This window comes from Bacillus sp. FSL R9-9497 (assembly GCF_038005805.1).
Taxonomy (GTDB): domain Bacteria; phylum Bacillota; class Bacilli; order Bacillales; family Bacillaceae_G; genus Bacillus_A; species Bacillus_A cereus.
Genome location: NZ_JBBOTY010000001.1, coordinates 4,091,906 through 4,112,372 on the forward strand (window position 1 = coordinate 4,091,906; position 20,467 = coordinate 4,112,372).

Below are 20,467 nucleotides of genomic sequence, written 5' to 3' on the forward strand. Positions count from 1 at the left end.
TACCCCACTATTTATAAATAAAAAAATGAGACCGTTACACGCGGTCTCATTTTTTTATTGGCAATAACGTTCTTGCCGTTTCAGGGTAATCAGTAATAATCGCCGATATATTCATATCAAAATATTTACGCATAAGCGTTTCTTCATTAATTGTATAAGGGCGAACTTCTACACCACTTTCCATCGTTAGTTCGGCAATTGCATCTTGAAGATAACGATAATTCGGATGTACTGCTGTAGCCCCCATTTTTTTCGCGTATGCCCACGGACTATGCAAACCTTCGCGATATAAAATTGCTGTTTGAATATCAGGGGCCATCATATGGCACCGTTTCATACTGTAGTGATTAAACGAAGAAAATATAACACGATCCTCTAGACTAAATTTCCGTACAAGCGTTATAACTTCTTCCTCTAAACCTCTGTATGGAATTTTATTATTTTTAAGTTCAATATTAAGTAGCAAACTCGTTTGTTCAAGCCATTCTAATACCTCTTCTAAAAGTGGTATTTTACAAAAACCTACTTTATCACCAAATTTATAACTTGCATCTAACTTGCATAAGTCCTCATATACATAATTCCGAACCGCACCTTTTCCATTTGTTGTCCGGTCCACCGTTTCATCGTGAATGACGACAACTTTTCCATCTTTCGTTAATTGAACATCAAGTTCAATTCCATCCGCTCTAAAAGACTCAGCTGCTTCAAATGAAATCATTGTATTTTCTGGGTACGTTCCAGCCGCACCACGATGTGCAAATATAAGAGTCATCCTCACTCCCCCAATCTTATGCTATACTATACGAAAAAGGAGGTACTTCTATGAGACCATTACAAATCTCTCCAGATACTGCAGTCCGCTTATCAAAAGTACTAGGTGTTCCACTTGAACAACTCATGCATATGCCGCAGCACATTTTAATTCAAAAACTAGTTGAATTAGAAAAACAAAATAAAGACGAAGAATAATACAGTCCTGTTTTGCAGGACTTTTTATTATTTTCTATTATATCACGGATGCCTTTCCTACTAAAATCCTTTAACAGATGTACTACGATGTGATTTAGCCGTTCCTTCATCATTTAATAATGAATCACATCTTTTCTTTTTTGTTACACGTCATAAAGAAAGCAGACCATTTATTTATAAGTCCCCATTGCGTCCTAAAAACACGATCATAAAAAAACTAGAAGCCCTTTATATTGTTTTTATTGAACGTGCGGAGCATCCCCTGATTCGTATAGTTCTTTCGCTTTTTCCTCCCCGAATGTAGTTAAAATATAATGTTGCTCTTCTAACGCATCCATTGCTCTAGTTGCTTTACAAACGCTATCTTCTTGAGCATCTGAGAAATAATTGTGATCTTCTACAATTTTACTAAAATCTTTTTTCGCCCATCTATCAGCAATTGCTAAAAGTTCATTTTTCTTCGCAAAGCTACTCTTATTTATAATTTCTTTTAATTTTTTAGTATTACTTTGAATCATTGGGATAGAGCCCAATTTTCGTTCTGCCACCACTTTTTGATGAGTCATGCGATGCATGGCTGTAATGACTTCGCTTTCAGTAGAATTTTCAGTAACATACACATCAACAAAGACCCCATCTACCTCTCTACCTACTATTGTTTGGTCTTCTTTTTTATCTATTTGAGCACTCACTTCTTTATCTACGGGATTATCTGCAAGTTCTAACATTCCAAATGTAACTGCAATAGCAAGAACTCCCATAGCTGCTACTATTCCTAGCCAAGTTGAAATTTTATTTTCCATTCCCCTTCTCCCTATCTATATCTATTTTATTGCCTTATAAAAAACTCACTTACATGTAATATTACTAAAAATAGGTTTTATTTTCCATACTATCAAATAATCTCTTTTTCTCAACAAAATAAAAAGACCAACGAATTATAACATTCATTGGTCTTTAAATAAAAAGTTCATTGGTTTTAAATTTGATATCGAGTATCAATTTCAAGAATTATTAAGCTTTACTAAAGCTTAAATCCCTTACTACTTTTACTCTCAACTAGCTTTATGTTCAAGTCTCAGCTTATCCGCAACCATTGCGATAAACTCAGAATTCGTAGGTTTTGCTTTTGACATGGATACTGTATAACCGAATAAGGACGAAATAGAATCAATATTCCCACGGCTCCAAGCTACTTCAATTGCGTGACGAATTGCGCGCTCCACACGGCTTGCTGTTGTATTATATTTCTTTGCGATATCTGGATACAATACTTTCGTAATCGATCCTAATAATTCGATATCATTGTATACCATGGAGATTGCTTCTCGTAAATACATATATCCTTTAATATGAGCGGGTACACCAATTTCATGAATGATACTCGTAATACTCGCATCTAAGTTTTTCGGTTTTCCATCTACTGTTGTGGCTGATCGGAATGATGGTAGTGGACGCTTAATCATAGTGTTTGCTTTACCACTCACTTGACGAATATGACTCGTTAAATTCTCCATATCAAATGGTTTTAATATGAAATACGAGGCACCTAAGTCAACTGCTTTTTTCGTCACATCTTCTTGGCCAAATGCTGTCAACATAATTACGCTAGGCTGTTTTAACCTTTCAATATGTCGCATTTTCTCCAATACAGCTAAACCATCTAAGTGTGGCATAATAATGTCTAAAACGAGTACATCAGGTTGCTTATCTGTTAATAAGTTTAAACACTCTTGACCATTATAAGCAGTACCGATTACTTCCATATCATCTTGAGCGGCTACATAGCTCTCTAACATTGATACTAGTTCTTTATTATCATCCACAAGACATACTTTAATTTTCTCCACAGCTTTTCCTCCCTTACCGAATCGATTCTCCGACATGTGTATCCTTCTAGGCTACATGAATTGTTCGACAATTGTGTGAAAATTCCCTTTTAAAGTTTCTTACTTTCCGATAAAATCACAAAAAAATATGTTTATCGTTCATTTATTCCCTTTCGCAACACATTCCATCATAGAAATACAACGAAACGTTCAACCCTTTCCTTTTATTTTACAACAAAAAACACCTCTTGCGGAGCTTTTACAAAATTTCAACGAATTTTTCAACAGAAAAAGCGAGCTAATAATATATATTAGCTCGCTTTTTTCTCTTGATCATAAATATTAATTCCAGCTTGATGTAACATCCATTCAATATGAACACCATATCCTGATGTTGGATCATTTACAAATACATGTGTAACAGCACCAATTACTTTTCCATTTTGTACAATTGGACTTCCGCTCATTCCTTGTACGATACCGCCCGTTTTCGCTAATAGACGTTTATCTGTTACTTTTATTACCATACCCTTTGTGGCTGGGAATTTTTGCTGCACTGTACTAACAACTTCAATATCAAACGCTTCTACTTTATCTTGATCAATAACTGTTAATATTTTTGCCGGTCCTTCTTTTACTTGATGAGATAATGCGATAGGCATTGCTTTATCCATTATACCGTTTTTCATATTCGTATTTAATTTTCCAAAAATACCATATGGACTATTAATTGTAATATTGCCAATCACTTCACGGTCTGGTGAGAATCTTGCTAATTTCTCCCCTGGATTCCCATGACTACCTCTTTCAATTGATGTAACTGTCGAGCGCATAATTTGTCCATCTTCGACTTGAATCGGCTTTTTCGTATCATTATCAGAAATAACATGACCAAGTGCCCCATATTTCATAGAATCTGGATGAACAAATGTCATCGTTCCAATTCCAGCTGCCGAATCACGGATATACAAGCCAATTCGATAAGACGATTCACCGTTGTCTTTTTGTGGAGTTAGCTTCGTACGAATATATTTTCCATCTCTTAACAATACAAGATTAAGCGGTTCACCTGTTTCTCCACTATTATGAATAAACGGTGCTACATCACTCATTCTTTCAATTGTTTTACCATTAATTTCAGTAATCATATCTCCAATTTGTACACCTGCTGTTTCACCAGGAGATATTTTACCTTTTTCAGTTTGAATTAAATGATGGCCTACAACAAGTACACCTTTTGTATTTAATTTCACACCAATTGATTGTCCACCTGGAATCACTTTAAAATCTTTTAACACTTTCACATTTACTTTTTTCACTGGAAAACCAGCAAGCTGAAATACCATATCAGCTTCACCATTTTGATGAGAATTTACCATAAGTCCTTGTTTTTGTTCATTCGAACTCACTGTAAATACATGACGATTTGTGGATGAAGCTTTGAAAACTGGTAATGATGATATTTCTGATTGTTGTCCTTCAAAAACAACAAGTTGTTTCGGTGATGAAATAAACGTTCGAAGCGGTTTAAAACATCCAATAAAAACTAAAGAAACAAGGAGACAAAGACCTATTATTTTTCGAAATTTTTCTAATTTCAACTTGTTCACTCTCCTCGCTCCTACCCCACATTCAGCCTCTTGGCTTCACTTTTTAATCTCTCCTTGCAGTGCTTTATTTATAACCGGAAGAATTAAGAAATCGTCATTTGAGAAAAAAAGCTATCCATTACTGGATAGCCTCTGCTGTCTGTTTAAAATGATGCGCTTGCGTAAGTAATTCTTTCGCATGCTCTGTCGTTAAATCTGTGATTTCCACACCAGAAATCATTCGAGCTATTTCTGTTACTTTATCCTCCATAGTTAAAACAGTAACTGATGTAATTGTCCGATCATTCGCTACTTGTTTTCGAATAAATAAATGTGAATCCGCCATTGAAGCTACTTGAGGTAAGTGCGTAATACAAAGTACTTGCGAGTTTACTGATACTCGATAAATTTTTTCCGCAATAGCCTGTGCGACCCGGCCACTTACACCCGTATCCACTTCATCAAAAATAACAGATGCAACCCCTTGATGCTTAGAAAAAATGCTTTTTAAAGCTAAAATGATACGAGATAACTCTCCGCCAGAAGCAACCTTTGAAAGTGGTTTTAGCGGCTCTCCTGGGTTCGTTGAAATATAAAATTCCACATGATCGTAACCATCCGCCGTAAGTCTTACCGGCGCACCTTCCACAAGGGGCTCTTCTGCATTTCCTTCTCTCTTCATAATTCTCACTTCAAATTTCGTTTTTTCCATATATAATTCTTTTAATTCCTGATGAATTGCATTTGTAAGGTGTTCTGCAAGCTCATGACGCATATTACTTAACAACGTTGCTTCTTTCATAATAACACTTTCTAATTCCTTCAACTGTTTCTTCGTCGTTTCAATATGAACGTCTTTATTTTCAATCGTAAAAATTTCCTGTTCAATTTTATCAGCATACGCTAAAATCTCTTCTACATTATTTCCATATTTTCTCTTTAGCATACGAATTTCATTCAAACGTGTTTCGATTTCATCTAAACGATTTGGATCATATTCCATCATATCGAGCTTTTCCCTCAGTTGATAGGCAACCTCTTCTAATAAGTAATAGCTATTTGCAATTGAATCATGATTCTCTTGATACACTTCATCTAAATGTGTAATACTTTCCATTTGCCCCATTGCACTTCTTACATTATCTAATCCTTGTCCGTCGGCACTTAAAGAACGATATGCATCACCTAACGCTTTATAAATCTTTTCAAAATTAGAAATTTGCAATCGTTCCTCAGTTAATTCATTTTCTTCATCCATCTTTAAATCCGCCTTGCGAATTTCCTCGTGCTGAAATTGAATTAAATCTAAGCGATGTGCCATTTGTTGCTCATTTTCACTTAACGATTTCAATTGTTTTTTTAATTTTTCATAGTCAGCGTATACGTTTTGATATATGTCTAATTGTTTAACGATTCGATCCCCATCAAAGTGATCAAGCATAAACAGATGTCGTTCTTCATTCATTAAATCTTGCGTTTCGTGCTGTCCATGAATATCAACAAGTGTTTTCCCAATTTCTTTTAATATGCTAAGTGTAACAAGCTTCCCATTTACACGACATACACTCTTCCCGTTCGCAGCAATATCACGCTTTAAAATAATCATACCATCTTCTATTTCTATATCTAACTCTTCTGCCTTTTCAATACATGGATGCTTCTCATCTTCAACATAAAATAGCCCTTCAATCTCAGCCTTTTCTGTTCCATATCGAACAAATTCTGCTGACCCACGGCCACCTACAAGTAAACTAATTGCATCAATAATAATCGATTTTCCGGCCCCTGTTTCACCGCTTAAAACCGTTAAACCTTTTTGAAAAGAAATATTTAATGCTTCAATAATAGCAAAGTTTCTAATCGATAATTCCGATAACAATGCCCCATTCACCTCGTTATAAAATAATCCCTTACTAAAGGATTTTCTCAGTTCTTCATTCAAATAATCATGCTATATATTTGTATGTATATACTCTTCTAACCCGCTTCATTGTACCAAACATTTGTTTTACGGGTCAATCCATCTATTTTTTAACTTTATGCAAACAAAATATTATATTACAATTGAAAATTCATATTTTTAACCAATAAAAATATCTTGTTCACTTTCCACTTTACGATGGAAAGCAAACAAGATTTTTTGTTACAACATATTTAAGAAACGATCAGAGACAACACCTGTATCGTCAGGTGTACGGCAAATAATTAAGCAAGTATCATCACCACAGATGGTTCCGATGATCTCATCCCACTCTAAATGATCAATAAGTGCTCCAAGTGAATGAGCGTTACCAGGCAATGTTTTTAGCACAAGCATATGTCCTGCCGTGTCTAATTTTACAAATGAATCCACTAGATTTCGTTTTAATTTTTGTAACGGGTTAAATCGTTGATCTGCTGGCAAGCTATATTTATAGCGCCCATCATGTAATGGCACCTTCACTAAGTGCAGTTCTTTAATATCGCGCGATACTGTTGCTTGCGTTACATTAAATCCCTCATTACGTAAAATATCAACTAATTCATCTTGTGTTTCAATTTCTTTGTTTGCAATAATTTCCCTGATTTTAATATGGCGCTGACCTTTGTTCATACATTTGCACCTCACACTATCTCTTACCATAGTTTAAACATTGGTATACTTCACTTATTTATGTTAACTTATAATTCGTTTCTTGTACACAATTGTTTTTACAATCATTATACAATTACAGCAAAAAGAGGAACAACATATGTTATTCCCCTTTCCCTTTTTGTTTTAGAACGTCATGCGCTTCTGTAACAACTTGCTCTATAGAAATCGGAGAATGATTTTCGCCATTCTCACGTTCACCATGCCATTTCAGATGAATTAAAAATTCAATATTACCATCCCCACCCGTAATTGGTGAGAATGTTAAACCTTCCACATCATAGCCTTCTTTTAAAGCAAACTCGACAATCATTTCTACAACAGCTTCATGTACTTTTCTATCGCGAACGATACCTTTTTTCCCAACTTGCTCTCTTCCAGCTTCAAACTGCGGTTTAATTAACGCTGCTACATCTCCGTTAGGCATAAGCATTGTTTTTAAAACTGGCAGTATAAGCTTTAATGATATAAATGAAACATCAATACTTGCAAATTGAGGTAAACCACGTTCTAAGTCTGCTGGTGTCACGTAACGGAAGTTTGTTCGTTCCATTACAACAACACGCTCATCTTGACGTAATTTCCACGCTAGTTGATTGTATCCTACATCTAATGCATAAGATAATTTCGCTCCATTTTGAAGCGCGCAATCTGTAAAGCCACCAGTTGATGAACCAATATCTATCATAACTTTATCTTGTAAATCAAGATGAAATGTCTCTAATGCCTTTTCAAGTTTATAACCACCACGACTTACATACGGCATAACTTGTCCCTTCACCGTAATCTCAGTATCTTGCGAGATTTTCTCTCCTGGCTTATCAAGTCTCATCTCATTTGCATATACGAGTCCGGCCATAATGGCGCGCTTTGCTTTCTCACGCGTTTCTATAAGTCCTCGCTCTACTAATAGTACATCTACTCTTTCTTTTTTTACGCTCATTTGTTACGCCCTTTTTTGTTTTGATGGAATCATTGTATGAATACGGTCTATAACAGCATCTGTCGTTAAACCAATTTCTTCTAATAATTTTGTTACACTTCCGTGCTCTATGAAGCGGTCTGGAATACCCATTCGTTCAACTAATGCACTATGGTAACCATTTTCAGATGCAAATTCAACTACTCCTGTTCCAAAACCACCGATTAAACAAGCTTCTTCAATCGTTAAAATCGGTATATTCTTTCCTAGAAGATCATGTAAATATGCTTCATCCATTGGTTTAATAAAGCGAGCATTCACTACTTTCACTGAAACCCCAGCTTTTTCAAGACGCTCAGCTGCTTCCATTGCCATTGGTATTGTCGTACCAAACGTTAAAATAGCTGCTTGTGTACCCTCTTTTAACGTCTCCCACGTACCAATTGGAATCGCCTTTAATTCTTTATCCATATGAACGCCAAGTCCATTACCGCGAGCATAACGCAATGCGATTGGTCCATCTTCATATTGCATCGCCGTATAAACTAAATGTTGCCCTTCATTTTCATCTTTCGGCATCATAAGCACCATATTCGGCAAGTGACGTAAGAATGAGATATCAAATACGCCTTGATGCGTTTCACCATCTGCTCCTACTAATCCCGAGCGATCTATTCCGATGAAAACATTTAAATTTTGGCGGCATATATCATGAACAACTTGGTCATATGCTCTTTGTAAAAATGTTGAATAAATTGCTAAGAATGGCTTCATTCCTTGCGTTGCCATACCTGCTGCCATTGTTGTAGCATGCTGTTCTGCAATACCTACATCAATCATACGATCTGGGAATTCTTTTTGGAATTTCTCAAGTTTTGATCCAACAGGCATTGCAGGTGTAATTGCTACGATACGCTCATCCGCTCTCGCTAGCTTAAGTACTGTTTCACTAACGACAGCACTCCATGCTGGTGCAACTTCTTTCGGCTTAACGAAGTCACCTGATTCAATTTTATAAGGTCCTGTTCCATGCCAAGTTCCAATAACGTCACTCTCAGCCGGTTTATAACCTTTTCCTTTTTTCGTAATAACGTGAACAAGCACTGGGCCTTTTGTTTTCTTTGCATATTGCAACGTTTCGAATAACTTTTCATAATCATGCCCATCGACTGGACCTAAATATGTAAAGCCTAACTCTTCGAAAAAGACACCAGATACTAGTAAATATTTAAGACTATCTTTTATTTTCTCTGCTGTCGCAGCCACTTTCCCGCCAACTGCTGGGATTTTCTTTAATATATACTCTAATTCATCTTTTACCCAGTGATATTTTCCTGCGGTACGTAAACGACCGAGCACATTATGAAGCGCACCAACGTTTGGTGCAATTGACATTTCATTATCATTCAAAATAACAATCATGTCTGTTTTTTCATGTCCAATATGGTTCAATGCCTCTAAAGCCATTCCGCCTGTTAAAGCACCATCTCCAATAATTGGTATAACATATTCTTTCGTTTTCTTTAAATCACGTGCCAGAGCCATTCCCATTGCAGCCGATAACGAAGTCGAGCTATGACCAGTTTCCCATACATCGTGCTCACTCTCGCAACGTTTCGGGAAACCACATAGACCTTGATATTGCCTTAATGTACCAAACTCTTTCGCACGTCCAGTTAAAATTTTATGTACATAGGATTGATGTCCTACATCCCATAAAAATTTATCTTGCGGGCTATCAAATAATTTGTGCAGAGCAATTGTGAGTTCTACTACACCTAAATTAGGTGCAATATGTCCACCTGTTTGAGAGAGCTCTTCAATTAAAAACTTACGAATATCCTCACTCAATCCCTCTAGTTCACTGATAGACATATCTTTCAAAAAACTAGGGTTTTGAATTTGCGTTAGATCCACATGGATCACTCACTTTCATTTCATAATCTGTCAACATGTCAAATATTATAAAAAACATTTACACAAAACAAGAAATTCTCTTTTCTATTTTTCGTCTTGTCCCGCTATTAACCAGTCTATTGCGCCCTAATCCTATTATAAACCATATTTCTTTAGGCGATGAAAAAAATAGCCGCTAACACGAAGTGATAACGGCAATGTAATCTACATATATTTTTGCCAATAACAAGAAAAGAAAAACCTTTTCCTACATTTATATCATAAAATGATGAATGACTCAACAAATGAAAACGCTGTTATATTAGTTATTACGTTTTGCAATCAAATCACAAATAGATAGTAAATATTCATCTTGTAATTGCAAGGAACTAATCGCACCTTTTGCTTCTGCAATTGTTTCTTCTAAAATATCTTTTGCTCTATCTACAGTAAACAACGTTGTATATGTGCTCTTTTCATTAGAAAGATCGCTACCAATCGGTTTTCCAATCTCTTCTTCAGTTCCTTCGACATCTAAAATATCATCTCGAATTTGGAAAGCTAGACCGATATATTTGGCAAACGTAAGCAACTTTTCTTCTTGCTCTTCTGTCGCATCAGAAAGTATCGCACCCGCAAGTACAGCAAATTCAAGCAGTTTTCCGGTCTTATGTTTATGGATGTACTCCAATTCATCAATCGTAAGGCGTTTCCCTTCAGCTTCCATATCTGCCACTTGTCCGCCAACCATTCCTTCTGGTCCTGCTGCTTTTGCAAGTTCAAGTACAAGTCTTACTTTTTTTTCGGCAGAAATTTCTTTTTGCTCATATGCCATAATAACTTGAAAAGCATACGTCAATAAGCCATCTCCTGCTAAAACTGCCATCGCTTCACCAAATACTTTGTGATTTGTGGGCTTTCCTCTTCTTAAATCATCATCATCCATACAAGGTAAATCATCATGAACTAATGAATATGTATGAATCATTTCAAGAGCACAAGCTGCACCTACTCCAAGATTTCTTTCTTTCCCAAACGCTTGTAATGTTGCAAACAAAAGTAACGGGCGGAGACGTTTTCCACCCGCTTCCAAAGAATATGCCATCGCTTCACGAAGTACATTTGGACATTGTAATTCATTTGCATAGCTTACAAGTTTTTCTTCTACGAAAGTTTTACTTTCTTTCAAAAAAGTATCAAAAGCAATCGTCACTATGCTTCATCTCCTAAAGCAGTAAACGGTTCAAGCTCTCCATCTTCCCCAAGAATAACTGCCATTTGTTCTTGTACATTCTTCAGCTTCTCATCACAAAGCTTAGATAATTCCATACCTTCTTTAAAATAAGAAATCGCTTCTTCTAAAGGTACGTCACCTTGTTCTAGCTTAGAAACAAGATGCTCAAGTTGCGAAATTGCCTCTTCAAAGCTTAATTTATTTTCCATTATTCAATTCACGCTCCTCTATGCCTGATACGCTACAATCTAGTATTCCATCTTGTAATTGAACTGAAACAGCATCTCCAAGGCTTACATCTTTCACACTTTTTAACACTTGCTTCTCTTCATCATATACAAGCCCGTACCCTCTCATCATTACTTTAAGCGGACTTAACGCTTCAAGTTTTTGAGCAGCTCTTACAAAGGCAAATTCTTTCGTTTGAAGTAACGTTTGCATTTCACGTTGTAATTGCTTTTGCAACGTTTCAACAGCTACCTTCGTTTGCATAATTTTTTGAGATGGGTGGTGCTTCTCTAAATAAAATGAAAGTTGCTTTAACTGATTCACCTTTTTATCAATATAGCGCTCTTTCGCTAAAACAAGCTGTTCTAGCGCTCTATCTAATTGCTCTTCCTTTTGCTCATATACTTGTCTTGGATAACGGAACGCATACGATTTTTGCAACACTTGTAGTTTTTCTTCTTTTTTATGTACTAACTCTCTCATTGCTCTTTGCAATCTCAAAGTTCTTTGTAATACCTTTTCTTGTAACTCTATAATGTTAGGTGCTGCCAGCTCAGCTGCTGCAGTCGGTGTTGGCGCGCGTAAATCTGCAACAAAATCTGCGATTGTAAAATCCGTTTCATGGCCTACTGCCGAAATAATAGGAATTTCACTCTTAAAGATTGCTCTTGCAACCATTTCCTCATTGAAAGCCCATAATTCCTCAATAGAACCTCCACCACGACCAACGATTAGTACATCTATCTCTCCCATTTCATTCGCTGTACGAATCGCTTGTACAATCGAGGGAGCCGCTGACTCCCCTTGTACAAGTACCGGAAATACAATAACATTCCCAATTGGATAACGACGTTTAATCGTTGTTATAATATCACGAATCGCTGCTCCTGTTGGCGACGTAATCACACCTATTGTTTTAGCGTAAGGAGGAATCGCTTTTTTATAAACTTGAGAAAAAAGTCCTTCTTCTTCTAAACGAACTTTTAACTGTTCGTACGCTAAATGTAAATTCCCGACTCCGTCAGGCTGCATGTCTTGAATATAAATTTGATAAGAACCACTCGCCTCGTAAACAGAGATTTTCCCTTTCACGAGTACCTTCATCCCATTTTCAGGTTTGAATTTAATATTACGATTATGGCCCGCAAACATAACCGCTGCGATTCTTGCATTTTCATCTTTCAATGTAAAATACATGTGGCCACGGCTATGATTTTTAAAGTTGGAAATTTCACCTTTTAACCAAACAGACTGCAAATGCGGATCATATTCTATTTTTGTTTTTATATAGCGTGTTAACGCTGTAACGGTTAAATATTGCTTCTCCATTTCTCTCTCCTCATAGCCGACTCAAATTATTTACAAACGACACCTGCACGTTTGGCAGATTCAACAGTATTATGAAGAAGCATTGTGATTGTCATTGGACCAACACCCTTTGGCACAGGTGTAATGTAACCCGCAACATCTAACACGTTGTCAAAGTCAACATCACCACAAAGTTTTCCTGTTTCTAAACGGTTAACACCAACGTCAATTACAACCGCTCCTTCTTTAATATAATCCGCTGTTATCATTTTAGGTCGTCCAACAGCTACGATTAAAATATCAGCTAACTTCGATAACTCTTTCATATTTTGCGTCTTAGAATGACAATATGTTACAGTGGCATTTTCATTTAAAAACAATTGTCCCACTGGTTTACCGACAATATTACTTCTTCCAATTACTACTACATGTTTTCCAGAAATATCAAGATTTGTTTCTTTTACTAATTCTACAATACCATGCGGTGTACATGGAAGGAATGTATCTTGTCCCGTCATCATACGTCCCACGCTGATTGGGTGAAATCCGTCTACATCCTTTTCTGGTGAAATTCTTTCAATGATAGCTTTTTCTTCAATATGTTTTGGTAAAGGTAATTGCACTAATATGCCATTAATACGGTCATCTCCATTTAAGCGATCGATTTCAGCAAGCAAACGTTCCTCAGTAATTGTTTCAGGAAGTTCAATTAGCTCTGAGTAAATCCCTACTTGTTCACAGCCTTTTTCTTTTCCTTTCACATAAGAACGAGATGCTGGATCTTCTCCAACTAAAATAACTGCTAATCCTGGTACAATACCTTGCTCTTTCAACTTCACAACTTCTTCTGTTAATTGTGCTCGTTTTTTCTCCGCAACTTCATTTCCTTTGATGATTACTGCTACCATTTTAAGATTCCCCCTTAAAGAATTTACAGTGTATCTTTTATATTAGATAAAACGCCGTTAATAAAACGACGAGATTCCTCATCCCCAAATGTTTTTGCAATTTCAATTGCTTCGTTAATTGTTACGTTGTGTGGAATTTCTTCCATGTACTTCATTTCATACACAGCTACACGTAAAATACTGCGATCAACAATACTAATACGCTCAAGCTTCCACTTTTTTAAGTTTTGACGAATCGCTTCATCGATTGCTTCTTTATTTTCTACAAAACCTACTACAAGTGACTCTAGAAACTCATTTGTTTCTTCGCCTTCATCCAGCGTGTTTTCCACTGCTACTTTCGGTTCTAATTCACCTGTAATATCCATTTGGTATAATGCTTGCATTGCTCTTTCTCTAGCCGTCCTACGTTTCATTGTAACTCTCCTTTATGCTTCAAGTCTTTCCTTATACTTTGTTATATTATTATAATTTATAAGCCGTCAATTCACTTACTCTTACAGTTTTCATTGATTTTCCAACCTTATAATACAATGATAATAACACAATTTATCGTTTCACACACGGGTTACAAGGCTGAAAAATAATAAAAAGATTAACTTCAAGTTCCATATCTTATCACAATGTACGTTTTTTGGAAAAACGACACATTTTCTTGTTTATTTCTTATTTTTTGAAATAGTATAATAATTAGAGGGTTGTAATTTGTGAAGAAATGAAACGATAAAAAAGATGCCTATGTTACTAGGCACCTTTTCATTCTTACACTGGTTCGATTTCTGTTTTTTGTGTTTCGAATGTTACGCCAACGATGTGAACATTCACTTCTTTTGGCTCAAGTCCTGTCATTGTAAAGAGTGCTTGGCGAATATTGTCTTGAATCTTTTGTGCAACAACTGGAATTGCTACACCAAAATACATTACAACATAAAGGTCAACGATAATATCTTCGTTTGCTAATTCAACCTTTACACCTTTACCATGATTTTTCTTACCTAACTTCTCAACAACATCTGTAGCAAAATTACCGCGCATTGCCGCTACACCTTCTACTTCAGCAGCTGCAATACCTGCAATTACTTCAATTACTTCTGGTGCAATTTCTACTTTACCAAGAGTTGTATCTTGACCCATATCTAACATATGTTCAGCCATGAAAAAAACCTCCTTTAATGTATCACTGCGTCACAAGTTCATGCTCTTCCAAAAATTTCGTATTAAACTCACCTTTTACAAAATCAGGATGATCTAGCAATTGCAAATGGAACGGGATTGTTGTATGTACGCCTTCAATGACAAATTCACTAAGTGCGCGCTTCATTTTTGCAATTGCCTCTTCACGTGTTTTTCCGTGAACAATTAATTTAGCAACCATCGAATCATAGAAAGGTGGGATTGAATATCCCGGATATACAGCTGAATCGACGCGAATACCAAATCCTCCTGGTGGTAAGTACATTTCTACTTTACCTGGAGATGGCATAAATTTTTTGGCAGGGTTTTCCGCATTAATTCGACATTCAATTGCCCAACCATTAAATTGTACTTCTTCTTGCTGTAACGATAACTTTTCTCCTGAAGCAACAAGAATTTGCTCTTTAATTAAGTCCATTCCCGTTACCATTTCAGTAACCGGATGCTCAACCTGAATTCTCGTATTCATCTCCATGAAATAAAAGGTTTTCGTTTTATATTCATAAATAAACTCAACCGTACCAGCACCTGTATAATCAACCGCTACCGCCGCTTTAACTGCCGCTTCACCCATCTGCTTGCGAATATCTTCATCAAGTGCAGGTGATGGACTTTCTTCTAATAGTTTTTGCAAACGGCGCTGAATTGTACAATCACGCTCTCCTAAATGAATGGCATTTCCGTGTGTATCTGCCATTATTTGAATCTCAACATGGCGGAAATCTTCAACGTACTTTTCTAAGTATACACCAGGGTTCCCAAAAGCGGTACTAGCTTCTTGCTGTGTAATTTGAATTCCTTTTATAAGCTCTTCTTCATGGCGTGCAACACGAATACCTTTTCCACCGCCACCTGCAGTCGCTTTAATAATAACTGGATATCCAATTTGATTAGCAAGCTCGATCGCTTCTTCGGTATTTTTAATAATCCCTTGTGAACCTGGTACAATCGGAACCCCTGCTTCTTTCATTGTATCACGAGCAACGTCTTTTGTGCCCATCTTTGAAATAGCTTCTGGACTTGGACCGATAAAAATCAAGTTACATTCACGGCATAACTCTGCGAAATCTGCATTCTCTGCTAAAAATCCGTATCCCGGATGAATAGCATCGCAGCCTGTTAACTTCGCAACGCTAATAATGTTTGTCAAATTTAAATAGCTTTCTTTCGAAATCGTTGGTCCTACACAATACGCCTCGTCTGCAATCTGTACGTGAAGTGACTCTTTATCTGCTTCTGAATAAATTGCAACTGTTTCAATATCCATTTCTTTACAAGCACGAATAATTCGTACAGCAATTTCCCCACGATTGGCTATTAATACTTTTTTTATCATCACAAAGACTCCCTTATTACGCTTTTACAAGAAATAGCGGTTGTCCATACTCAACAAGCTGTCCGTTATTAACAAGAATTTCAACAATTTCGCCCTCTACATCAGCATCAATTTCGTTAAATAACTTCATAGCCTCGACAATACATACGATAGAATCTTTCGATACTCTATCCCCAACACTTACATATGGAGGTGTATCAGGCGAAGAAGAAGAATAGAATGTACCTACCATCGGTGATGTGATTTTATGTAGGTTTTCATTTTGAACAACCTTCTTCTCTTCTTGTTTTGGCGCTTCTGCTTGTGCTGCTGCTACTTTCGTTTCAACTTCAACAGGCGCTACTGGTTGCATAGCTTGTTTTGCTGCAGGTGCTTGCACAGCAACAACTTCATTACCACGCTTTTTCATTTTGATTGTTGTACCGTCTTTTTTGTATTCAAATTCATCAATATTAGAGCTATCAATTAATTTAATTAATTCGCGAACTTCTTGAATTTTAAACATGTAAAATCCACTCCCATACTCTTGTTTGTCCCGTTTTTACAGATTCTCGTCACGAAAACTAGATTGACTGTAAAAATACGATGTATTCTATTAGAAAATATATTTCATTAACTAATAGAAATATTTACTATTTCCATCTTACGATAAATTTTTTAAACATTCCAATTTATATTTCTTTATAATAAATCGAAACTCCTGTAAAAATATTATTCCAACAAAAAATTAATACCTAGTAATAATACCAAGTTTCACACGAAATTGGCAAGACCACTTCTTAAAAAACATTCACTACTTTTTCAAAACGTTACACAGCAAACATGCCATCCCCTCTACACTCTTCACACATCTATAGTCAACAACATATTTTTACCAAATATTATTTTTTTGTTTACACGCCATTCATCATTCCTTCATATAAGAATAGTATGTTCAAAGTGTAGAAAATATATTGTGTCGAGGTGTGGAAATATGATATGGCTCATTCTCTTTTTACCTGCCGTAATCGTTTGGGCATGCGTTCTTTGCATCCACGTCAAATCCGGAAAAAGTAATCATCAGTACCATGAACCATTAATCTTTTACTCACAACGTGTTTCTCCATTCCGAGTTGAACATAGTAAAAATAATTACAAAGACGAAATAGAAAAAAGCTATCGAAAATGATAGCTTTTTTCTATACACACGTTTACTTACATACTCTATTTTACTATTTGCATACCCTTTGCTTAGTAAAAGATAATAATCCGTAGGGAAATCCCTACGGATTAAGGTTTTACTTATTTCGCTGGTGGATCAAATTTCACACCTACATCTTTTGATCCGCCTTCACTTCTTACAAGTTGAATAATTTTATTTGCTTCTTTCTGTGAATGTTTTGCCGCTTTAACCGTTACTCTAATATCAGTACCATCAGCTCTTACAAGAGCATCTGGATATCCTCCTTGAGATTTAATTACTGTCTCAAGTAATTCTTGCTTCGTTTCCATTGTCGTAATGGCATCAAAATTTTCTTTCGCTTTATTCTTTTCTGTTGCTGAAGCTTTTGTTGAACTCATCACTTCTTGTAATTTTGCTTTTTGTTCACTACGCTGATCTTCCATTTGCATACGTAAAGCTGTGAAATTCTCATCACTTGATTGAACTGATACATTGCCCTCTTTTTTACTTGTTTCTTTTTTTGCATTTTCTTTTTTGTCTGTTTCTTTATTTGTTGTTTCTTTGCTTGTATTTTCTTTTTTCGGAGTTTCTTTAGGCGCTTCGTTTGTTACTGCTTTATCAGTACCTTGTTTTTCTTGTCCAATCTTTTCACCTGTTGCTGGCGATGCTGTATTCATTTTGTCAGGAGTTGTCACGTAATACACAGATAGTACAACAACTAAACTTAACATCGTTAATAACCAAACTGTTTGTTTTTTTAACACTTTATTTCCTCCCTATCAATTTTTCGGTGAAACTGAAACGCGATGGGCCGGTACATCTAGCAGCCTTATCACAGCTTCTTTTACCATTGCTTTAACTTGTATATTATCCACTCCCTTTGCTACTACAAGAACACCACGTACTTTCGGCTTCTCTGTTCGTAAAACAACAGGAGTTTCTTTATCCCCTTCACGTATAATGACAGTCTTTTCATCAAGAGACTCGTCCTCTACTTCTCTCTTACCGCCTGTTTTATCTGTTTCACCTGTTGTTTGTGAGCGTTTCACTGTATTTTTTTCTAAAATTTTTTCTTCAGATGAATCTAAATTCACTTTAATCGTTACGTCTTTTACTCCTGCTATTTCTTCTAAAGCAGTTTTTAATTCTTGTTCATACGCTTTTTCATATTTTTCTACATTTGACATACTATCATTACTTTTTTGTCCGAAAGTTGGTACGTCTTTTTCTTGGTTTTGAGTTTTTTGTTCTTTAAATACAGGTACTTCTTCTTTTTTACTTGAAAAGAGACTACTAGAAAACATAAGCAAAATTCCAAGTATGAGTAGGACAAGTAAAAACTTAGGTGTTACCTTTTTACCCTTCTCGTTGCTTTCTTTTTGATCCCCATTCAATAAGTTTCGGAAAAATGAGAACTTCGAATTTTTATCTTTATTGTCCATTTACTCTACCTGTCCTCCCTTCCACTTGAACTTGGATTTGTTTACCCTCTAGTTGCCACCTGCTTGAAAAGAAATCTTTCATTTCTCCATTCGTTTCTTCCACTTTTTTTGGAGGCTCTTTCGTGTTAATTTCAATTGGCTTTACTGTTTCGATTGCATCATTTTTACTACGTTCTTTTTCTTTCAACGTCACAACAACAGATTGAATATCTTTCGCTGACTTTACTTCTTCTATATTTTCTGCTGCGACTATTTGTATTTCAGAGACAGTCATACCATACTTTTTCTCAAACTCTTTTCCTACTTCTTTTTTCATTTTGGTAGCCATCTCTTCTAAACTATATGCACGTGTTAGAGCTTGTATTTCTTTTTTCTTCGAATCTATTGAATTTTTTACAGATCCTTCTGCTACGTACTTTTCTTTATTAAAATTTGCAATTACTTCATTTACATCTGTCTGCAATAGTTTAAAAAGGGGTGTTAAAATTAATACGACTAACAAAAGACTTACAACAAATTTAACGTATTTTTGCAAATTCGAATTTGGAAGAATAAGATGAAGCATTGTCGCTAAGAGCAAAAAAACGATAATATTTCTGATCCACTCTGTAACAAATTGCATACTCTTCACCTCCTACCGCATCATAAGTGTAATATTCCCCGCAGCAATAATAATTGTAATACTTAAAAAGAACATAAATGATACGATAGCTAAGCAAGCAAATACGTAAATGATGCTTCTTCCAATAATGTCTAAACATTGAATAATTGCTCCGCCGCCAACCGGTTGTAATACTGCTGCTGCGAATTTATAAATAAATGCAATACAGAAAATTTGAATCGCAGGAAAAGCAACAATTAAGCATAAAATGACGAGCCCAATAATTCCGACTGTGTTTTTCAATAATCCTGATGCGCTAATAACAGTATCTGCCGCTTCCGTAAACATTCTTCCAACTACTGGAATGAAGTTTCCTGTTACAAATTTAGCAGTTTTCACAGCTATGCCATCAGCAACGGCTGTCGCTGTTCCTTGTACAGATAATACCCCTAAAAAAATCGTTAAGAAGATACCGATAATCCCAACGCTAACGTTTTGCAGAAGCTTGGACAATTTTGTAACTTTATATTGATCACTCATTGTACTTACAATACTTAATATCGTTGCCAGTAATAAAAGCGGTAGAACGATATAATTCATAAGAAGCACGCTTGTATTCATTAAGAAAATGATAATCGGATGAAAGAAAGATACAGATACAACCCCGCCACCAGTCGTTATAAGCGCCAATAAAATTGGCAATAGCGCTAATATGAAATCTACCATTGTTTGTATCGTTTCTCTTGCATATGTCATAACGACATAAAAACTATTTAAAGCAAAAATAATAAGTACCATATATACAACAGCATCAGCAATTTTACTTACACTACTTTTTGAAAAAGCGGATTGCAGTGATTGCAACAATGCACTAAAGATTGTGAGCATAATGAGTGTGCCAAGCAGTTTTCCATTAGCTGCAAGCTCATGAAATAAATATTTTAATAACCCTATCATCCACTCTTTTAGAGAGAATTCTTTTTCTCCCTTTACAAACTCCATAAAACTCCCTTTTTGACTCTCTGGCAAATAGCCACCATATTTTGTAACAAGCCCGTCCCAAAATTGCTTCACATCTTCAATTCCGAGCTTATCCAATTGTTGATCAACGACGTTTGTTTCTACAGGAGAAGCTTGTACAACAACCGGTAAAGAAAAGAAAAGGAAGCAAGCAAATAGCAGCTTAGCTCCAAACCTCCTCAACATTCACTCCC

The 20,467-nt window shown here is 35.9% G+C and carries 22 protein-coding genes; 2 read left to right on the forward strand and 20 right to left on the reverse strand.

The window, feature by feature from the left end:
- Nucleotides 1–46: 46 nt before the first annotated feature.
- Nucleotides 47–775 (reverse strand): glycerophosphodiester phosphodiesterase, encoded by a 729-nt coding sequence (locus MKY21_RS21000; RefSeq protein ID WP_000172580.1) that lies wholly within the window; start codon nt 773–775, stop codon nt 47–49.
- A gap of 50 nt (nt 776–825) precedes the next feature.
- Here MKY21_RS21000 and MKY21_RS21005 point away from each other — a divergent pair, with 50 nt between their 5' ends.
- Complete coding sequence (locus MKY21_RS21005; protein WP_137074556.1) at nt 826–972, forward strand: YycC family protein; 147 nt, start codon at nt 826–828, stop codon at nt 970–972.
- Between the two features lie 239 nt (nt 973–1,211).
- On the opposite strand, the gene MKY21_RS21010 is transcribed toward MKY21_RS21005, so the two are convergent.
- The 15 genes from MKY21_RS21010 to accB all read right to left on the reverse strand — a co-directional run bounded on the left by MKY21_RS21010 (nt 1,212) and on the right by accB (nt 16,553).
- Nucleotides 1,212–1,775: a PRK06770 family protein gene (locus MKY21_RS21010; RefSeq protein ID WP_086391619.1), complete on the reverse strand. Its 564-nt coding sequence runs from the start codon at nt 1,773–1,775 to the stop codon at nt 1,212–1,214.
- A 252-nt stretch (nt 1,776–2,027) separates the two neighbouring features.
- Nucleotides 2,028–2,822 (reverse strand): sporulation transcription factor Spo0A, encoded by a 795-nt coding sequence (gene spo0A / locus MKY21_RS21015; protein WP_021727703.1) that lies wholly within the window; start codon nt 2,820–2,822, stop codon nt 2,028–2,030.
- 290 nt (nt 2,823–3,112) lie between these two features.
- Entirely contained in the window at nt 3,113–4,411 is a 1,299-nt protein-coding gene (gene spoIVB / locus MKY21_RS21020) for a SpoIVB peptidase (RefSeq protein WP_002000940.1), read from the reverse strand.
- Between the two features lie 118 nt (nt 4,412–4,529).
- The gene (gene recN / locus MKY21_RS21025) at nt 4,530–6,269 is read right to left on the reverse strand and encodes a DNA repair protein RecN (protein WP_000947765.1); all 1,740 of its coding nucleotides are present in this window, start codon (nt 6,267–6,269) and stop codon (nt 4,530–4,532) included.
- Between the two features lie 264 nt (nt 6,270–6,533).
- Complete coding sequence (argR, locus tag MKY21_RS21030) at nt 6,534–6,983, reverse strand: arginine repressor ArgR (RefSeq protein ID WP_001032580.1); 450 nt, start codon at nt 6,981–6,983, stop codon at nt 6,534–6,536.
- Nucleotides 6,984–7,125: 142 nt separating this feature from the next.
- On the reverse strand, nt 7,126–7,965 hold the full coding sequence (locus MKY21_RS21035) for a TlyA family RNA methyltransferase (protein ID WP_000111874.1): 840 nt from the start codon (nt 7,963–7,965) through the stop codon (nt 7,126–7,128).
- A 3-nt stretch (nt 7,966–7,968) separates the two neighbouring features.
- Nucleotides 7,969–9,861 (reverse strand): 1-deoxy-D-xylulose-5-phosphate synthase, encoded by a 1,893-nt coding sequence (gene dxs, locus MKY21_RS21040; protein ID WP_000366453.1) that lies wholly within the window; start codon nt 9,859–9,861, stop codon nt 7,969–7,971.
- Nucleotides 9,862–10,162: 301 nt separating this feature from the next.
- Complete coding sequence (gene ispA, locus MKY21_RS21045; protein WP_000150374.1) at nt 10,163–11,053, reverse strand: (2E,6E)-farnesyl diphosphate synthase; 891 nt, start codon at nt 11,051–11,053, stop codon at nt 10,163–10,165.
- Nucleotides 11,053–11,283 (reverse strand): exodeoxyribonuclease VII small subunit, encoded by a 231-nt coding sequence (gene xseB / locus MKY21_RS21050; RefSeq protein ID WP_000428423.1) that lies wholly within the window; start codon nt 11,281–11,283, stop codon nt 11,053–11,055. Before xseB ends, ispA begins: the two co-directional genes overlap by 1 nt.
- The gene (gene xseA, locus MKY21_RS21055; protein ID WP_000415249.1) at nt 11,273–12,631 is read right to left on the reverse strand and encodes an exodeoxyribonuclease VII large subunit; all 1,359 of its coding nucleotides are present in this window, start codon (nt 12,629–12,631) and stop codon (nt 11,273–11,275) included. The genes xseB and xseA overlap by 11 nt, the downstream gene beginning before the upstream one ends.
- Before the next feature lie 26 nt (nt 12,632–12,657).
- A complete protein-coding gene (gene folD, locus MKY21_RS21060) occupies nt 12,658–13,518 on the reverse strand; it encodes a bifunctional methylenetetrahydrofolate dehydrogenase/methenyltetrahydrofolate cyclohydrolase FolD (RefSeq protein ID WP_000226732.1) in 861 nt (286 codons plus the stop codon).
- Between the two features lie 23 nt (nt 13,519–13,541).
- Nucleotides 13,542–13,934 carry a N utilization substance protein NusB gene (gene nusB / locus MKY21_RS21065; RefSeq protein ID WP_000830247.1) on the reverse strand — a complete coding sequence of 131 codons (393 nt, stop codon included), beginning with the start codon at nt 13,932–13,934 and terminating at the stop codon, nt 13,542–13,544.
- Between the two features lie 346 nt (nt 13,935–14,280).
- Nucleotides 14,281–14,673, reverse strand: coding sequence for an Asp23/Gls24 family envelope stress response protein (locus MKY21_RS21070; RefSeq protein WP_000807630.1), 393 nt, complete (start codon nt 14,671–14,673; stop codon nt 14,281–14,283).
- Between the two features lie 22 nt (nt 14,674–14,695).
- The gene (gene accC, locus MKY21_RS21075) at nt 14,696–16,048 is read right to left on the reverse strand and encodes an acetyl-CoA carboxylase biotin carboxylase subunit (RefSeq protein WP_000592870.1); all 1,353 of its coding nucleotides are present in this window, start codon (nt 16,046–16,048) and stop codon (nt 14,696–14,698) included.
- A 16-nt stretch (nt 16,049–16,064) separates the two neighbouring features.
- On the reverse strand, nt 16,065–16,553 hold the full coding sequence (gene accB, locus MKY21_RS21080) for an acetyl-CoA carboxylase biotin carboxyl carrier protein (protein ID WP_000472861.1): 489 nt from the start codon (nt 16,551–16,553) through the stop codon (nt 16,065–16,067).
- A 468-nt stretch (nt 16,554–17,021) separates the two neighbouring features.
- Between accB and MKY21_RS21085 the strand changes: the two genes are divergently transcribed.
- Nucleotides 17,022–17,216 carry a hypothetical protein gene (locus tag MKY21_RS21085; RefSeq protein ID WP_002000935.1) on the forward strand — a complete coding sequence of 65 codons (195 nt, stop codon included), beginning with the start codon at nt 17,022–17,024 and terminating at the stop codon, nt 17,214–17,216.
- A gap of 113 nt (nt 17,217–17,329) precedes the next feature.
- On the opposite strand, the gene MKY21_RS21090 is transcribed toward MKY21_RS21085, so the two are convergent.
- Genes MKY21_RS21090 through spoIIIAE form a run of 4 tightly spaced genes read right to left on the reverse strand, consistent with a single transcriptional unit; the run spans nt 17,330 to nt 20,459 of the window.
- A complete protein-coding gene (locus MKY21_RS21090; protein WP_000914710.1) occupies nt 17,330–17,974 on the reverse strand; it encodes a SpoIIIAH-like family protein in 645 nt (214 codons plus the stop codon).
- A 15-nt stretch (nt 17,975–17,989) separates the two neighbouring features.
- Nucleotides 17,990–18,652 carry a stage III sporulation protein AG gene (gene spoIIIAG, locus MKY21_RS21095; protein ID WP_000368890.1) on the reverse strand — a complete coding sequence of 221 codons (663 nt, stop codon included), beginning with the start codon at nt 18,650–18,652 and terminating at the stop codon, nt 17,990–17,992.
- Nucleotides 18,642–19,274 carry a stage III sporulation protein AF gene (gene spoIIIAF / locus MKY21_RS21100; protein WP_044795925.1) on the reverse strand — a complete coding sequence of 211 codons (633 nt, stop codon included), beginning with the start codon at nt 19,272–19,274 and terminating at the stop codon, nt 18,642–18,644. The genes spoIIIAG and spoIIIAF overlap by 11 nt, the downstream gene beginning before the upstream one ends.
- A 12-nt stretch (nt 19,275–19,286) precedes the next feature.
- Nucleotides 19,287–20,459 (reverse strand): stage III sporulation protein AE, encoded by a 1,173-nt coding sequence (gene spoIIIAE / locus MKY21_RS21105; RefSeq protein ID WP_341077306.1) that lies wholly within the window; start codon nt 20,457–20,459, stop codon nt 19,287–19,289.
- Between the last annotated feature and the right edge of the window lie 8 nt (nt 20,460–20,467).

What these genes read in the sequence shown, in the direction of transcription:
- argR (WP_001032580.1), bottom strand. Translation starts at nt 6,983, where the DNA reads ATGAACAAAGGTCAGCGCCATATTAAAATCAGGGAAATTATTGCAAAC.
- MKY21_RS21085 (WP_002000935.1), top strand. Translation starts at nt 17,022, where the DNA reads ATGATATGGCTCATTCTCTTTTTACCTGCCGTAATCGTTTGGGCATGC.
- MKY21_RS21000 (WP_000172580.1), bottom strand. Translation starts at nt 775, where the DNA reads ATGACTCTTATATTTGCACATCGTGGTGCGGCTGGAACGTACCCAGAA.
- MKY21_RS21010 (WP_086391619.1), bottom strand. Translation starts at nt 1,775, where the DNA reads ATGGAAAATAAAATTTCAACTTGGCTAGGAATAGTAGCAGCTATGGGA.
- MKY21_RS21035 (WP_000111874.1), bottom strand. Translation starts at nt 7,965, where the DNA reads ATGAGCGTAAAAAAAGAAAGAGTAGATGTACTATTAGTAGAGCGAGGA.
- folD (WP_000226732.1), bottom strand. Translation starts at nt 13,518, where the DNA reads ATGGTAGCAGTAATCATCAAAGGAAATGAAGTTGCGGAGAAAAAACGA.
- MKY21_RS21005 (WP_137074556.1), top strand. Translation starts at nt 826, where the DNA reads ATGAGACCATTACAAATCTCTCCAGATACTGCAGTCCGCTTATCAAAA.
- MKY21_RS21070 (WP_000807630.1), bottom strand. Translation starts at nt 14,673, where the DNA reads ATGGCTGAACATATGTTAGATATGGGTCAAGATACAACTCTTGGTAAA.
- accC (WP_000592870.1), bottom strand. Translation starts at nt 16,048, where the DNA reads ATGATAAAAAAAGTATTAATAGCCAATCGTGGGGAAATTGCTGTACGA.
- accB (WP_000472861.1), bottom strand. Translation starts at nt 16,553, where the DNA reads ATGTTTAAAATTCAAGAAGTTCGCGAATTAATTAAATTAATTGATAGC.
- spoIIIAE (WP_341077306.1), bottom strand. Translation starts at nt 20,459, where the DNA reads ATGTTGAGGAGGTTTGGAGCTAAGCTGCTATTTGCTTGCTTCCTTTTC.
- xseA (WP_000415249.1), bottom strand. Translation starts at nt 12,631, where the DNA reads ATGGAGAAGCAATATTTAACCGTTACAGCGTTAACACGCTATATAAAA.
- spoIIIAG (WP_000368890.1), bottom strand. Translation starts at nt 18,652, where the DNA reads ATGGACAATAAAGATAAAAATTCGAAGTTCTCATTTTTCCGAAACTTA.
- xseB (WP_000428423.1), bottom strand. Translation starts at nt 11,283, where the DNA reads ATGGAAAATAAATTAAGCTTTGAAGAGGCAATTTCGCAACTTGAGCAT.
- spoIIIAF (WP_044795925.1), bottom strand. Translation starts at nt 19,274, where the DNA reads ATGCAATTTGTTACAGAGTGGATCAGAAATATTATCGTTTTTTTGCTC.
- nusB (WP_000830247.1), bottom strand. Translation starts at nt 13,934, where the DNA reads ATGAAACGTAGGACGGCTAGAGAAAGAGCAATGCAAGCATTATACCAA.